Origin of the sequence: Nonomuraea cavernae, assembly GCF_040655715.1 — a bacterium.
Lineage (GTDB): Bacteria > Actinomycetota > Actinomycetes > Streptosporangiales > Streptosporangiaceae > Nonomuraea > Nonomuraea cavernae_A.
Map to the genome: position 1 here is coordinate 255,976 of NZ_JBFAKL010000005.1, position 14,798 is coordinate 270,773.

The 14,798-nt window shown below is 69.8% G+C and carries 12 protein-coding genes and 1 tRNA gene; 5 read left to right on the forward strand and 8 right to left on the reverse strand.

The genetic code is table 11. The annotated features are described in order from the left end of the window. Nucleotides 1–3 precede the first annotated feature (3 nt). The 4 genes from AB0I38_RS09820 to AB0I38_RS09835 form a co-directional block, all read right to left on the reverse strand. Nucleotides 4–630, reverse strand: a complete 627-nt coding sequence (locus AB0I38_RS09820; protein WP_358464836.1) for a 50S ribosomal protein L25/general stress protein Ctc — start codon at nt 628–630, stop codon at nt 4–6. Between the two features lie 116 nt (nt 631–746). After that, complete coding sequence (locus AB0I38_RS09825) at nt 747–1,724, reverse strand: ribose-phosphate diphosphokinase (protein ID WP_358464839.1); 978 nt, start codon at nt 1,722–1,724, stop codon at nt 747–749. Nucleotides 1,725–1,788: 64 nt separating this feature from the next. Further along, nucleotides 1,789–3,240: a bifunctional UDP-N-acetylglucosamine diphosphorylase/glucosamine-1-phosphate N-acetyltransferase GlmU gene (glmU, locus tag AB0I38_RS09830; protein WP_358464842.1), complete on the reverse strand. Its 1,452-nt coding sequence runs from the start codon at nt 3,238–3,240 to the stop codon at nt 1,789–1,791. Between the two features lie 125 nt (nt 3,241–3,365). Continuing rightward, nucleotides 3,366–3,437 (reverse strand) — tRNA-Gln (locus AB0I38_RS09835). A gap of 314 nt (nt 3,438–3,751) precedes the next feature. On the opposite strand from AB0I38_RS09835, the gene AB0I38_RS09840 reads away from it, so the two are divergent. From AB0I38_RS09840 to AB0I38_RS09855, 4 genes are all read left to right on the forward strand, one after another. Further along, complete coding sequence (locus tag AB0I38_RS09840; protein WP_358464845.1) at nt 3,752–4,690, forward strand: acyl-CoA desaturase; 939 nt, start codon at nt 3,752–3,754, stop codon at nt 4,688–4,690. A gap of 79 nt (nt 4,691–4,769) precedes the next feature. Continuing rightward, nucleotides 4,770–5,735 carry a TetR/AcrR family transcriptional regulator gene (locus AB0I38_RS09845; protein WP_358464848.1) on the forward strand — a complete coding sequence of 322 codons (966 nt, stop codon included), beginning with the start codon at nt 4,770–4,772 and terminating at the stop codon, nt 5,733–5,735. Nucleotides 5,736–5,787: 52 nt separating this feature from the next. Continuing rightward, nucleotides 5,788–7,848: an RNA degradosome polyphosphate kinase gene (locus AB0I38_RS09850; protein WP_358464851.1), complete on the forward strand. Its 2,061-nt coding sequence runs from the start codon at nt 5,788–5,790 to the stop codon at nt 7,846–7,848. Then, nucleotides 7,838–8,671 (forward strand): NUDIX hydrolase, encoded by an 834-nt coding sequence (locus AB0I38_RS09855; RefSeq protein WP_358464854.1) that lies wholly within the window; start codon nt 7,838–7,840, stop codon nt 8,669–8,671. Before AB0I38_RS09850 ends, AB0I38_RS09855 begins: the two co-directional genes overlap by 11 nt. On the opposite strand, the gene AB0I38_RS09860 is transcribed toward AB0I38_RS09855, so the two are convergent. The 3 genes from AB0I38_RS09860 to AB0I38_RS09870 all read right to left on the reverse strand — a co-directional run bounded on the left by AB0I38_RS09860 (nt 8,646) and on the right by AB0I38_RS09870 (nt 12,287). After that, nucleotides 8,646–9,836, reverse strand: a complete 1,191-nt coding sequence (locus tag AB0I38_RS09860; RefSeq protein WP_358464857.1) for a cytochrome P450 — start codon at nt 9,834–9,836, stop codon at nt 8,646–8,648. The genes AB0I38_RS09855 and AB0I38_RS09860 overlap by 26 nt on opposite strands. Beyond that, nucleotides 9,833–11,308 (reverse strand): CYTH and CHAD domain-containing protein, encoded by a 1,476-nt coding sequence (locus tag AB0I38_RS09865; protein ID WP_358464860.1) that lies wholly within the window; start codon nt 11,306–11,308, stop codon nt 9,833–9,835. Before AB0I38_RS09865 ends, AB0I38_RS09860 begins: the two co-directional genes overlap by 4 nt. Before the next feature lie 208 nt (nt 11,309–11,516). Continuing rightward, nucleotides 11,517–12,287, reverse strand: a complete 771-nt coding sequence (locus tag AB0I38_RS09870; protein ID WP_358464863.1) for a trans-aconitate 2-methyltransferase — start codon at nt 12,285–12,287, stop codon at nt 11,517–11,519. 55 nt (nt 12,288–12,342) lie between these two features. Here AB0I38_RS09870 and AB0I38_RS09875 point away from each other — a divergent pair, with 55 nt between their 5' ends. Continuing rightward, the gene (locus AB0I38_RS09875) at nt 12,343–12,843 is read left to right on the forward strand and encodes a MarR family winged helix-turn-helix transcriptional regulator (protein WP_358464866.1); all 501 of its coding nucleotides are present in this window, start codon (nt 12,343–12,345) and stop codon (nt 12,841–12,843) included. A 118-nt stretch (nt 12,844–12,961) separates the two neighbouring features. On the opposite strand, the gene AB0I38_RS09880 is transcribed toward AB0I38_RS09875, so the two are convergent. Beyond that, entirely contained in the window at nt 12,962–14,761 is a 1,800-nt protein-coding gene (locus AB0I38_RS09880) for an ABC-F family ATP-binding cassette domain-containing protein (RefSeq protein ID WP_358464869.1), read from the reverse strand. Nucleotides 14,762–14,798 lie beyond the last annotated feature (37 nt).

A 14,798-nucleotide genomic window follows, 5' to 3' on the forward strand; every position in this document is an offset into this window, starting at 1 on the left:
CGGTTATTCGGCGGAGGCGGCCTCTTCGGCGCCCGCGACCTCGGCGGCCTCGGCGGCCTCGCCCGCAAGACCCTCCTCCTCGGCCGGCGCCTCGACCGGCTTGGCGATGACCTGGAGGACCACGGTCTCGGAGTCGGCGATCAGCGTGGTGCCCTTGGGCAGCTTGAGGTCGGCGGCGGTGACCACGGTGCCGATCACCAGGCCCTCGACGTCGACCTCGACACCGGTCGGGATGTGCGTGGCCTCGGCCTCGACGGCGATCGAGACGAGCTGCTGGTCGAGCAGGCCCTCGGAGTTGACGTCGCCGACCGTGGTGACCGGGATCTCGACGGTGACCTTCTCGCCGCTCTTGACCAGGAGCAGGTCGACGTGCTCGACGAAGCCCTTGATCGGGTCGCGCTGAACGCCCTTGGGCAGCGCGAGCTCGTCGACGCCATCACCCTGGAGGCGGATCAGCACATTGGCCGTGCGGAGCGCGAGGAGCACCTCATGACCGGGCAGGGTCAGGTGCTTGGGGTCGATGCCGTGCCCGTAGAGAACGGCGGGCACCTTGCTGGCGCGGCGGATCTTGCGAGCGGCGCCCTTGCCGAACTCCGTGCGGGGCTCGGCGGCGATACGTACTTCGGACACGACATCTCCTAGGGATGCGAGATCGGATGTTGGGCGCTCCCCCTCACCCGCCCTAGCGGAAGGCGTTACGAGCGCAACCTGGCCAGTCTACCGGCTCGGGCGCCGGCCTTCGCCGGTCACGTGTCGCCCTCGAACAGGCTGGTGACCGAGCCGTCGGTGAAGACCTCGGTGATGGCCCGGGCGATCAGCGGCGCGATGGACAGCACGGTCAGCGTGTCGAACCGGGCGGCCTGCGCCAGCGGCAGCGTGTTGGTCACCACGACCTCGCTGATGCGGGAATTCTTCAGCCGGTCGACCGCCGGGTCGGAGAAGATCGCGTGGGTGGCCGCGGTGATGACGTTGGTGGCACCCTGCTCGTAGAGGGCGTCGGCCGCCTTGCAGATCGTGCCCGCGGTGTCGATCATGTCGTCGATCAGCACGCAGGTGCGTCCGCGTACCTTGCCGACCACCTCGCTGACCTTCACCGAGTTGGCGACGTCGAGGTCGCGCCGCTTGTGGATGAAGGCGAGCGGGGTGCCGAGGGTGTCGGCCCAGCGCTCCGACAGCCGCACCCGTCCGGTGTCGGGCGACACGATCGTGGTGTTGGCCAGGTCGAGCCGGTGCTTGAGGTAGCTCTCGAGCACCGGCATCGCGAACAGGTGGTCGACGGGGCCGTCGAAGAAGCCCTGGATCTGCGAGGTGTGCAGGTCGATGGACATCAGCCGGTCGGCGCCCGCGGTCTTGAACAGGTCGGCCATCAGCCTGGCCGTGATGGGCTCGCGGCCGCGGCTCTTCTTGTCCTGCCTGGCGTAGCCGAAGAACGGCATGACCACGGTGATGCGCTTGGCGGAGGCCCGCTTGAGCGCGTCGACCATGATGAGCTGTTCCATGATCCACTTGTTGATGGGGCCGGTGTGGCTCTGGATCACGAAGGCGTCGCAGCCGCGGACCGACTCGAGGTAGCGGGCGTAGATCTCGCCGTTGGCGAAGTCGATCAGCTTGGTGGGGGTGAGTGAGACGCCGATGTGCTCGGCGACCTCCTCGGCCAGCTCGGGGTGGGCGCGGCCGGAGAAGAGCATGAGGTTCTTCTCGCCCGGCTGCTTGATGCTGGTCATGAGTTCTCCTTCGTCGGTCTCATGACCTCGGTGCGGTGCTTGCTGATGACCTCAACATGCCCGGTCATTTGCCACTCTCCTGCTGTTCTTGCTCGGCCAGCGCCCGCTCGGCGGCCGCCGCCGACTTCGTGCCCGCGCGCCTGCGCAAGACCCATTTCTCGATGTTGCGTTGCCGGGCGCGCGCCACCCCGATCGCGCCGGGTGGCACGTCGCCGTCGATGATCGAGCCTGCCGCCGTGTAGGCGCCATCGCCGACCGTCACCGGGGCGACGAGCATGGTGTCGCAGCCGACGAAGGCGCCGTCGCCCACGGTGCTGCGATGTTTGGCGACCCCGTCGTAGTTGACGAAGATCACGGCGGCGCCGATGTTGGCGTCGTCGCCGATGGTGGCGTCGCCCGCGTAGGACAGGTGCGGCACCTTGGAACGGTCGCCGACCTGGGTGTTCTTCATCTCGACGAACGTACCGGCCTTGGCTGCTCGACCGAGCACGGTGCCGGGCCGCAGGTAGGCGTAGGGGCCGACGCTGGCCCGCGGCCCGATGACGGCGTCGTCGCAGACCGCGTTGCGCACGACCGCGCCGGCGCCGACCCGGGTGTCGGTGAGCGTGGTGGCCGGGCCGACCTCGGCGCCGGCCTCGATGACCGTGTGGCCGTGCAGCTGGGTGCCGGGATGGACGATCGCGTCGGGCTCGATGCGCACGCCGACGTCGATCCAGGTGCTGGCCGGGTCGATGACCGTGACCCCGGCGCGCATGTGCCGCTCCAGCAGCCGCCGGTTGAGCACCTGGCGGACGAAGGCCAGCTGGACCCGGTCGTTGACGCCTTCGACCTCGGCGTAGTCGCCCGCGACGTGCGCGCCCACCCGGTGGCCGTCCTCGCGCAGGATGGACAGCACGTCGGTGAGGTATTCCTCACCCTGCGCGTTGTCGGTCGACACCCGTTTGACGGCGTCGGCCAGCAGCCGCCCGTCGAAGGCGTAGATGCCGGAGTTCATCTCTTTGACGGCCCGCTGCTCGGTGCTGGCGTCCTTCTCCTCGACGATCTCCAGCACGGCGCCCGCGGAGTCACGGATGATGCGTCCGTATCCGGTCGGATCGGGCACCTCGGCGGTGAGCACGGTGACCGCGTTGCCGTCGCCCTCGTGCCGCTGGAGCAGCTCGGCGAGGGTCTCGGTGCGCAGCAGCGGCACGTCTCCGTAGGTGACGAGGACCGTGCCGTCGATCTCGCCGACCTCTTCCAGCACGGTGCGTACGGCGTGGCCGGTGCCGCGCTGCTCGGCCTGGACGACGGCGCGCGCGTCGGGGCTGGTCTCGGCCAGGTGGGCGCCGACGCGCTCGCGGGCGTGGCCGATGACCACGATGAGCCGTTCGGGCCCGAGGTCGCGGGCCGCGGCGAGCATGTGGTCGACCAGCGCGAGGCCGCACACCTCGTGCAGGACTTTGGGGGTCTGGCTCTTCATCCGGGTGCCCTCGCCCGCAGCGAGGACGATGACGGCTGCCGGGCGCGGCACACTCACGGACTGAGGCTCCCTGTGACTGGACAGATCAGGGCATTCGTACGACCACCGCACGGCAACCCTCCCGACACCGTGAGGATACCTGCCTGCGCCCGGCTCATTCGCGCCGGGGGAGAATCTCAGAGCTCCCGGAAGAGGACTCGAACCCCTACAAAGTGGACCAAAACCACTTGTCCTGCCGATTAGACGATCCGGGATCAATCGGACACTGGCCGCGTCCGACACATCTACGATACCGATCCCATGCCTCGACGCGCGCCGGGATTCGCGTCACGTCGGATCACCGTCATGTCACGGCCGATCGGCTCCTCCGATTGGCCCCGCCCTCGATGGGTAGGGCAGCCAGCTAGCAGAAAGCCAGACCCCCGGCAAGCCACGAATCCGACTCTCCTCGCAGGGCGGAGCGTCACCTATCTCATATTCGTGGCTTAGGTCTTCCTAACTTACGATGGCGTAGGTTACGGTTGCGTAGCCGGACAATCATCCTCATACATGCCGTGAGAGGTAGCCAATGACCGTTCTCTCCGAGCGTCCGACGCCGACACCCAAACCCGAGGCCGACCCAGAAGTCCGTACCAAAGCCGAACTCGTCACCTTCGCACTGGTGGTCGGACTGCCTCTGATCGCCATCGCGGCAGCCGTGCCGGTCGCCTGGGGATGGGGGCTCGGCTGGACGGACATCGCGATCGCGTTCGTCTTCTACGTCGTCACCGGACTCGGCGTGACCGTCGGGCTGCACCGCTACTTCACCCACGGATCGTTCAAGGCCAAGCGCCCGCTGAAGATCGCGCTGGGCATCGCGGGCAGCCTCTCGCTGGAGATGTCCGTGCTCGACTGGGTGGCCACCCACCGCAAGCACCACAAGTTCTCCGACAAGGAGGGCGACCCGCACTCCCCGTGGCGCTTCGGCCCCGGCTTCAAGTCGATGTCCAAGGGCCTGCTCTACGCGCACATGGGCTGGATGTTCGACGCCGAGCGCACCAACCGCGAGAAGTACGCGCCCGACCTGTGCAAGGACCCGGACGTCGTCAAGCTGCACAAGGCCTTCCCGGCGCTGGCCATCACCTCGCTCGTGCTGCCCGGCATCCTCGGCGGGCTGCTCACCTGGTCGTGGCAGGGCGCGCTGACCGCGCTGTTCTGGGGCACCCTGGTCCGCATCGGCCTGCTGCACCACGTGACGTGGTCGATCAACTCGATCTGCCACGTGTTCGGTGAGGAGGAGTTCCAGGTGCGCGACAAGTCGCGCAACGTGTGGTGGCTGGCCATCCCGTCGTTCGGTGAGTCGTGGCACAACCTGCACCACTCCGACCCCACCTGCGCCAGGCACGGCGTGCTGAAGGGGCAGATCGACCTGAGCGCGGGCGTCATCAGGATGTTCGAGAAGCTGGGCTGGGCCCACGACGTGCGCTGGCCCACGCCGGAGCGGCTGGCGGCGAAGCGGGTTGGCTGACGCCGGCACCTTGGTGACCGGTCCCGAGTCCGGCAGCGCCATTATGGAAACCGTGACCGAATCCCCATCCCGTAGACGCATGTCCGGAAGAGAGCGAAGAGAGCAGCTGATCCGCATCAGCCGCACGCTGTTCGCCGAGAAGGGGTTCGACGGGACCTCGATCGAGGAGATAGCGGCGACCGCCCAGGTGTCGAAGCCGGTGGTGTACGAGCATTTCGGCGGCAAGGAGGGCGTCTACGCGGTGGTCGTCGACCGCGAGATGCAGAAGCTGCTCAGCATGATCACCGAGGCGCTGTCCGCCAGCCACTCGCTGATCAAGCTGGAGCGGGCGGCGCTCGCGCTGCTGCGCTACATCGAGGAGAGCAGCGAGGGTTTCCGCATCCTGGTGCGCGATTCGCACGCCGCGTCGGGCACGGGCACGTTCGCCAGCCTGATCAGCGAGATCGCCAGTCAGGTCGAGGACGTGCTCGCCGACGAGTTCGCCGGCCGCGGCTACGACCCCAAGCTGGCGCCCATGTACGCCCAGATGCTGGTCGGCATGGTGGCGTTGACCGGCCAGTGGTGGCTCGACGTGCGCAAGCCGGGGCGCGAGGAGGTGGCCGCGCACCTCGTCAACCTGGCGTGGAACGGCCTGACCAACCTCAACCCGCAGCCGGCCATCACCGTCACCACCCGGACGCACTCGGCCGCGGCCAAGCCCCGCTCCAGCGACAAGGAGCTGCGCGAGCTGGAGAAGGCCAGGGAGCGGGAGCTGCGGGAGGCGGAGAAGGTCCGGCAGCGGGACCTCCGCGAGGCCGAGAAGGTCCGGGCCCGCGAGCTGAAGGAGCGCGAACGGCTGCTGAAGGAGGCCGAAAAGGAGCGTGAACGAGCGCTCAAGGAGGCCGGGAGGGAACGCGAGCGCCTTCAGAAGGAGACGGAGAAGGAACGCGGACGTCTCCAGAAGGAGACCGAGAAGGCCCGCGAGCGTGAGGACAAGCTGCGTCAGCGGGAGGCTCTGCTCTCCGAGCGCGCCGCCCGGCTCGGCCAGCCTGACCAGCCAGAGTAGTCGTTGCGGCGTAGTTAACGTTCCATTCAATCTGACGGGGCATATTTCGGATATGTCCGTCGAAATGCTCCATCCGGACGGCGAGCCGACGCTGCCTCAGGAGAGGTTCCTCAACCGCGAGGAGAGTTGGCTGCAGTTCAACGAGCGCGTGCTCGAACTGGCCGAAGATCCCTCCGTCCCACTCCTGGAACGGGTGCGGTTCCTGGCCATCTTCGCGAGCAACCTGGACGAGTTCTTCCGGGTCCGGGTCGCGGGGCTCAAACGCCGCATGGCGACCGGTCTGCTGCTGCGGACCAAGAGCGGGCTCAAACCGCGCGAGGAACTGACGCGGATCGCGACGATCGCCGACGAGCTGGCCAGGCGGCACACGGCCGCCTTCCACGAGCAGATCTCCCCCCAGCTCGCCGCCGAGGGCATCGCGATCGTCAGGTGGGACGACCTGGGCCGCGAGGAGCGCACCGAGCTGCGCAAGCTGTTCAGGGAGCGGGTCCGGCCGGTCCTGACGCCGCTCGCCGTCGACCCCGCCCACCCGTTTCCGTATATTTCCGGACTCAGCCTCAACCTGGCCGTCATCGTGCGGAACCCGGCCAACGACCAGACGGTGTTCGCGCGGGTGAAGGTGCCCTCGCAGCTGCCCCGGTTCGTCCACGTGTCGAAGGACCGGTTCGTCCCGCTGGAGGACGTCATCGCGGCGCATCTCGGGCAGCTCTTCAAGGGCATGGAGATCGTGCAGCACCACGTCTTCCGCGTGACCAGGAACGAGGACCTCGACGTCGACGAGGACGTCACCGAGAACCTCATGCAGGCCCTGGAGAAGGAGCTGCTCAGGCGGCGCTTCGGCCCGCCGGTCCGGCTGGAGGTCGAGGACACGATCTCCACCGAGGTGCTGGACCTCCTGGTGGAGGAGCTCGGCGTCGCGCCGTACGAGATCTACCGCATCGCCGGCCCGCTCGACCTGACCGGCCTGCACGCCATCGCGGACCTCGAACGCGGCGAGCTCGGCTACCGGCCCTTCGTGCCCGCCGAGGCGGTGGGCGCCGACGAGGACCTGTTCGGCCTGCTGCGCGAGCGCGACGTGCTCGTCCACCACCCGTACGACTCGTTCTCGACCAGCGTGCAGAAGTTCATCGAGGCGGCCGCCGCCGACCCCAGGGTGCTGGCGATCAAGCAGACCCTCTACCGGACCAGCGGCGAGTCGCCGATCGTCGACGCCCTGATCGACGCGGCCGAGGCGGGCAAGCAGGTGGTGGTCGTCGTGGAGATCAAGGCCCGCTTCGACGAGCACGCGAACATCACCTGGGCCCGCAAGCTGGAGCGCGCCGGGTGCCATGTGGTCTACGGCGTGGTCGGCCTGAAGACGCACTGCAAGCTGGCCCTGGTGGTCCGCCAGGAGCCCTCCGGCGAGCTGCGCCGCTACTGCCACATCGGCACCGGCAACTACAACCCCAAGACCGCCCGGCAGTACGAGGACTTCGGCCTGCTCACCGCCGATCCGCTGGTCGGCGAGGACGTCACCGACCTGTTCATCCACCTGACCGGCTACTCCAACCACTCGGCCTATCGCCGGCTGCTGGTCGCGCCGCACTCGCTGCGCGCCGGGCTGCTGGCCCGGATCGAGCGGGAGATCGCGCACCAGCGGGCCGGTCGCCCCGCCCGGATCAGGATCAAGACCAACTCGCTGGTGGACGAGCCGATCATCGACGCGCTCTACCGCGCGTCCAGCGCCGGCGTACCCGTGGACCTGTGGGTACGCGGCGTCTGCATCCTGCGCCCCGGAGTCCCCGGCCTCTCGGAGAACATCCGGGTCAGGTCGGTCCTGGGGCGTTTCCTGGAGCACTCCCGCATCTACGAGTTCGGCCTGGGCAGGCGGCCGGAGGTGTGGATCGGCAGCGCCGACCTCATGCGCCGCAACCTCGACCGCCGTGTGGAGGCCCTGGTCAAGGTGACCTCCCAGCGGCACAAGGCGTACCTGATCAAGCTGATGGACCTGGCCATGGCCGACACCACGAACACCTGGTGGCTGAACGCCGACGGCACGTGGGTCCGCCACCAGGGCGAGGACCTGCAGAGTCACCTCATCGGCACCCACCGCTGGAGGACCGTTGACGACTGATCCGCTACGGGCCGCGGGAGCCGTGGTGTGGCGAGGCGACGAGAGCCACCCGGAGGTGGCCGTCATCCACCGGCCGCGCTACGACGACTGGACCTTCCCCAAGGGCAAGCCGCTGGCCGGCGAGCACGTGATCGCCGCCGCGCTGCGCGAGGTGCGCGAGGAGACGGGCCTGACCGTGACGCTCGGCCGCGCCCTGCCGCCTGCCCACTACCTGCGCCAGGGCCGGACGAAACGGGTCGACTACTGGGTGGGCCGCGTGCTGGCGCAGGACGACTTCGTCCCGGGCGACGAGGTGGACGAGCTGCGCTGGCTGCCGGCCGACGAGGCCGGCGCGCTGCTCAGCTACGAGTGGGACACGGGTCTGCTGCGCGCCCTCTCGGCCGCGCCGCTCGACACCGTCCCCCTCGTCCTCGTACGGCACGCGAGCGCGGGCGCCCGGCAGGAGCGGGACGGCGACGACGCGCTCCGGCCGCTCGACCCCGGCGGCCGGGCCCAGGCGGCGACCCTGGCCACGGTGCTGCCCGCCTACCGGCCCGAGACGCTGCTCAGCTCGCCGAGCCTGCGATGCGTCCAGACGCTGGAGCCGTACGGCACGAAGATCGGTCTGGAGCCGCTGCTCGGCGAGGAGAGCCAGGATCCGGGCAAGACGCCCGCGCTGGTGCGGTCCCTCCGCGGGCCGGCGGCCGTGTGCAGCCACCGCAAGGTGCTGCCCGGCCTGATCCGCGCGCTGACCGGCGAGGAGCGGCGGCTGCGTAAGGGCGGGTTCGCCGTGGTGCACCGGTTCGGCGAGCGGGTGATCAGCGTGGAGCAGCACGCCACGTGACGGGCAGCTCCGCGAACCCCTCCGTGATGCGCCCCTCCGAGCGCCGCAGCTCCGGCACCGGCACGGCCACGCGCAGGTCGGGGAAGCGCTGGTAGAGCCTGCCGAACACGGCCTCCAGCTCGACCCTCGCCAGGCTCGCCCCGATGCAGAACCTCGGCCCCCAGCCGAAGCTGAGATGCGGTTCGCTCAGCGGCCTGAGCAGGTCGAAGGCGTCGGGCTCGGCGAAGACGCGCTCGTCCCTGTTCGCCGTGCTGGTCATGAGCAGCACGGCCTCGCCCTTGCGGATCGTGACCCCGCCCACCTCGATGTCGTCGTGCGCGTACCGCGGCAGTCCGTGCAGGCTCGGCGCGGCCAGCCGGAGGATCTCCTCCACGGCGGCGGCCGCCAGCCCCGGGTCGGCTGTGAGCAGCGCGAGCTGGTCGGGGTTGGCCTCCAGCAGCAGCACGCCGTAGTCGATGCGGTTGACCGTCGTCTCGTGCCCGGCGAACAGCAGCCCGCCGGCCAACTGCGCGATCTTCCCGTCGTCGTCCAGCTCACCGGCCAGGTCGGACAGGACGTCCTCCCCCGGGGTGTGCCGCTTGCGCTCGATGAGATCGGCCATGTAGACGCCCATCTCCTCGCGGGCGGCCAGGCCGCGGGCCTCGTCCGTGGCGTCGCCCATGCGGGCCGAGACGCCGCTGAAGTAGTCGCGGTCCTCGAAGGGAACACCGAGCAGCTCGCAGATCACCAGCACGGGAATGGGGAAGGAGAGCTCGGCGTGCAGGTCGGCGGGCGGTGTCAGCTTCGCCAGATGGTCGAGCCGCTCGTCGACCAGGGTGCCGACGTGTTCTCGGAGAGCCTTCATGCGGCGGGCCGAGAACGACGGCACGAACAGCCTGCGCATCCGGTCGTGCTCGGCCTTCTCGGTCGCGGCGTCGCCCTGCGGGCCGCCGATCAGTGCCGAGGCGGAGACGCGGGCCGCGCTCCCGGGCTCGGGGTGGGAGCGGTTCAGCCGACCGTCGGCGAACAGGGCGCGCGTGTTCTCGTAGCCGCTGACCAGCCAGACCTCGTCGCCCATCGGGGTGCGGACCTTGGCGATGCCCTCCCGCTCCCGCAGCTCGCGGTAGGCCGCGGGGACGCTCAGCGGGTCGCTGCGGGCGAAAGGCACGATAGGAATGTCACTCATATCACCTTCCTAACAGCTTTGACGGTCCGCGCCCACACTTTGGGGAACCGCGTGTCAGCCCGCTCGGCGGCGGCGCGTTCGAGGCCGATCAGCAGCCCGTAGGTGAAGGTGTCCTCCCCGGCCTGGCGGGCGCGTTCCGCCTCCTCGGCGAGCGTCTCCTGCGCGACCAGGCCGTCCCGGTGCGCGCCCAGCACCTCCTGTACGGCCTCGGCCGGCTCGGCCAGCTCGCCCATCTGGTGACCGAGGGTGGGTTCGAGCGCCTCCGCGGTGTAACGGGCTCGTTTGGCCGCCTTGCGCACGTCGTGCAGCGCGATCTCCCGCTGCGCCGGATCCTCGACTCCCTGGGCGGTGTCGTACGCCTTCGTCACCCGATCCCAGCCGGCGAACGCCACGTTCGTGAGCGTCTTCCGGGCCGGCTTCGCCGCGGCCTTGGCCAGCCGCGGCTCGGTCACCAGCGTGTCGAGCCGGTCCAGCAGGGTGTAGTAGCGGGCGCCGCTCAGGGTGTCCCTGATCCGCACGTACGCCTCGTGCTCACGGGTGAGCAGGTCGTCGCCGAGCCTGATCCGGACCGGGCCGGTGACCAGCTCGGGCGGCAGCCGGTCCAGCAGGCCGGCGAACCTGGCCCTGATCACCTCCAGGTCCCGGGCCTCGCCGAGCACCGCGCCCAGCCACCGGAGCTCCTCCTGGACGTCGCGGGTGTCGGTCACGATCGCCTTGAACGCCTTCAGCGAGCTGCGCAGCCTGCGGGAGGCGACCCGCATCTGGTGCACGGCGTCCTCTTCGGCCCGCCGTACGTGGGGGTCCTGGGAGAGGAGGGCGGCGACCTGGCTCGCGAGGTAGTCGACGACGACCCGGCCCGCGCTGCCCGGCTCGGTGTCCGCCACGGGCGAAGGGGGGCGGTCGAGGAGCTTGGCGAGCTTGCTGGCCGCGCCGGACGGGGCGGCGCCCGCCTTCCTGAGGCGCTTGCCGACCTTGGCCAGCAGGGCGCGGTCGCCGTCGAGGATCTCGGCCTCCACCTCGCGCCATCGGACGATTCTGCGCTCCTCGCCGAACACGGTGCCCTTGACCTGGTCGTCGGCGACCTCGATCAGCCGGGTGTCGCCGTCGCTCAGCAGGGTGACGCTCCTGCGGGTGTCGAGCTCGGCGACCGCCCGCAGCTCCGCGCCGCGCGTGTAGGCCCGCACCAGCTCCGCGAGCTCCGGCGGCACCACCTTCGTGCTCGGGGTCAGCGGCCGGGTGATCTCCTGGCGGGCGCCCTTGGCCTTGGGCAGCTTCAGGTGCCATCCAGCGTCGTCGCCGCCGCGCCTGCGCCTGAGCGTGACGCCTCGCGCCGCCAGGCGGAGATCCGGGGTGTCGTAGTAGAGCGCCACCAGCCGGTAGCCCTTCGGGCCGGCGACCTCGGCCAGCCCGCTCAGATCCGGAATCTCGTAGTCGGGCGGAACGTCGAACTTGTCCTCGATCTCGATGCCCACAGCACCTCGCAAAAGGTCCGTTTTCGGGACAATCATGCCACTGGAGCTGGGCAATCACATCGGCTGGAGCAGTTCGTTTCCGTTGCCGACGGGATTCTGTTACCGGCGGGATTGAGTCACCGGCGGGATTCTGTTGACGACAGGATTCCCTTGGCGACGGGATTCTGTTGGCGACGGGCGTCGAGACGTGCACCCGGCGGTGCCGTGATCATTTCTGGGCCACCGCGAAGACCCGCCGGAACGGGAACGGCGTGCCGTACTCGCTGCCCGGATAGGCCTCGCGCAGCGGCCCGGCCAGCTCGGCGGCGAACCTGTCCCGCTCGGCCGGGTCCAGCCGGTCGAAGACGGGCCGCAGGGCGGTGCCCGAGACCCAGTCGAGCACCGCGTTCTCTCCCCGCAGCACGTGCGTGTAGGTCGTCTCCCAGGTGTCGGGCCGGCAGCCGAGGCCGTACAGAAGGTCGAGGTAGCCGACCGGGTCGTCCACGGGGCTGTCGCGATCGAGGTCGCCGAGCCGGTCGGACCAGGCAGGCGAGGCGCACAGCTCGCGGATGACGCGGTGACTGGGAGCGTCGAAGTTGCCCGGCACCTGGAAGGCCAGCCAGCCTCCGGGGCTCAGCGCCTCCACCCAGCGCTCGATCACGTCACGGTGCGTGGGCACCCACTGGAGCACGGCGTTGGCGACGATCACGTCCACCGGCCGGTCGGGATGCCACGTGGTCACGTCCGCGACCTCGAACCTCGGCTTCGCCTCCAGCTCCCTCGCCGTCCTGATCATCGCCGGCGAGGAGTCGAAGCCCGCCACGGTCGCCTCCGGCCAGCGCCGGGCCAATTCCACCGTGAGTTCGCCGGTGCCGCAGCCCGCGTCCACGACATAATCGGGATGGTCCGCTCCCACTCTGGCGATCAGATCGTGGAACGGCCGCGACCGCTCGTCGGCGAACCTGGCATACGTCGTTGGATCCCAGATATCTCTCGACATAGAGATAATTGATACCGAGATAGTTATCTCGATGTCAAGACAGTACACTCGTGTCATGACCGAGGATCCGCAGGACGAGGTCGACCGGCTCGTCCGGGCCTGGCGGGAGGAACGCCCCGACCTCGACGTCGAGCCGCTCCAGGTGCTCTCCCGCGTGTCACGTCTGGCCAGGCACCTCGACCGGGCCAGACGGGCCGCGTTCGCCGAGCACGACCTGGAGCCCTGGGAGTTCGACGTGCTCACCGCGCTGCGCCGGGCCGGCAAGCCGTACGAACTGAGTCCGGGCAGCCTGCTCCGCGCCACCCTGGTGACGTCGGGCACGATGACCAACCGCATCGACCGGCTCGCCCAGGCCGGTCTCGTCGTCCGCCGGCCCGACCCGGAGGATCGGCGCGGGGTCCTGGTCACCCTGACGGAGGCGGGGCAGGCGCGCGTCGACGCCGCCTTCTCCGACCTGCTGCGGTGGGAGCGGGAGCTGCTCTCCAGCCTGGGCGCCGTCGACCAGCGCACCCTCGCCGCGCTCCTGCGCACGCTCCTCACACCATTCGACTCCTGAGAGGTACGCGCTCCGCTCCCCGGAGTCGGGTGGAGACCTGTCGCGCGCCTGCTCAGGCCCGTGCCGGTGCCGGTCAGGCCGGTGCCGGTCAGGCCGGTGCCGGTCGGTCTGGTAGCCGTCAGTCGCCGAGGCTGTCGGCGACCTCCAGCCACTCGGCCTCGATGTTGTCCTTCTGGCTGAGGAGGTCGCGCAGCTCGGCGTCCAGCGAGCCGAGCCGGGCGTAGTCGCTCGCCGCCTCGGCCATGGCGGCGTGCAGCCGGGCCTCCTTGTCGCTGAGCCGGTCGAGCTGGCGTTCGAGGCGGTTGAGCTCCTTGCGCAGCTCCCGCTCCTCCTTGGCCGACATCCCCGCCGGCTGAGCCGGAGCCTCGGCCGCCACCCGCTCGGCGGGCGCGGCCGAACCGACCCGGGCCGTGAGCGCGGCGCCCGCCGCCCGGCGCTGGAGGTATTCGTCGACCCCGCCAGGCAGCAGCGACAACCTGCCGTCGCCCAGCAGCGCGACGCTGCGGTCGGTCACCCGCTCCAGGAAGTAGCGGTCGTGGCTGACCAGGATCAGCGTGCCCGGCCAGCCGTCGAGCAGGTCTTCGAGCTCGTTGAGCGTCTCGATGTCGAGGTCGTTGGTCGGCTCGTCGAGCAGCAGAACGTTGGGGTCGTCCATGAGCAGCCGGAGCAGTTGCAGCCGCCGTCGCTCGCCGCCGGACAGGTCGCCGATCACCTTCCACTGCGCGTCGCCCTTGAAGCCCAGGCGTTCGAGCAGCTGAGAGGCGGTCCACTCCTTCTTGCCGACCTGGATGTACTTGCGTACGTCCTCGATCGTCTCCAGCACCCGCCGGGTGGGCTCGAGCTCGGCCAGCTCCTGCGACAGATGCGCCATCCGCACGGTCTTGCCCCTGACCACGCGCCCCGAGTCGGGCTTGACCGTGTCGGCGAGCAGCCGGAGCACCGACGACTTGCCGGAGCCGTTGACGCCGATCAGCCCGATGCGATCGCCCGGCCCGAACTGCCAGGTGGTCTGGTCGAGCACCAGCGGCCCGCTGCCCGGCCCACCGGCGTGGAGGGTCACGTCCTCCAGGTCGTAGACGGTCCTGCCGAGCCGCGCCGTGGCGAATTTCACCAGCTCGACGCTCTCACGCGGCGGCGGCTCGTTGGCGATCAGCGCCTGAGCGGCCTCGATGCGGAACTTCGGCTTGGACGTACGCGCGGGCGGGCCACGCCGAAGCCAGGCGATCTCCTTGCGCATGAGGTTCTGGCGGCGCTCCTCGGACGCCTGGGCGATGCGCGCCCGCTCTGCCTTGGCCAGCACGTAAGCGGCATATCCGCCCTCATAGCGCTCGACCCGCCCGTCGACCACCTCCCACGTACGGGTGGACACGGCGTCGAGGAACCAGCGGTCGTGCGTTACGACCACCAGCGCGCTCTTCCTGGCGGCCAGGTGCGCCGCCAGCCAGGCGATGGCCTCGATGTCGAGGTGGTTGGTGGGCTCGTCCAGCATGATCAGGTCGTGCTCGTCGATCAGCAGCCGGGCCAGCGCCGTGCGCCGGCGCTCCCCGCCCGACAGCTCGCTCGCCTGGGCGTCGAGGTCGAGATCGCCGATCAGGCTGTTGAGAAGCTCGCGAACAGCCTGGTCGCCGGCCCACTCGTGCTCGGCCCTGCCTCCCAGCACGAGCTCCCGCACGGTCCGGTCGGGGTCGAGGTCGTCGCGTTGCGACAGGAACCCCACCCGCAGGCCCCGCGTGTGTGTCACCCTCCCGCTGTCGGGCTTCACATCCCCTGCGATCAGCGACATCAGGGTGGTCTTGCCACCGCCATTGCGGCCCACGACGCCGATCCGCTCTCCGGCCTCGACGCCGAGGGAGACGTCATGGAGCAGCGGCTTGGGCCCGTAGGCATGGGAGACAGACTCGAGATTGACCAGATTCATCGCGCTTCCAGCGTATCGGCTCCCTACGCCTTCCCGG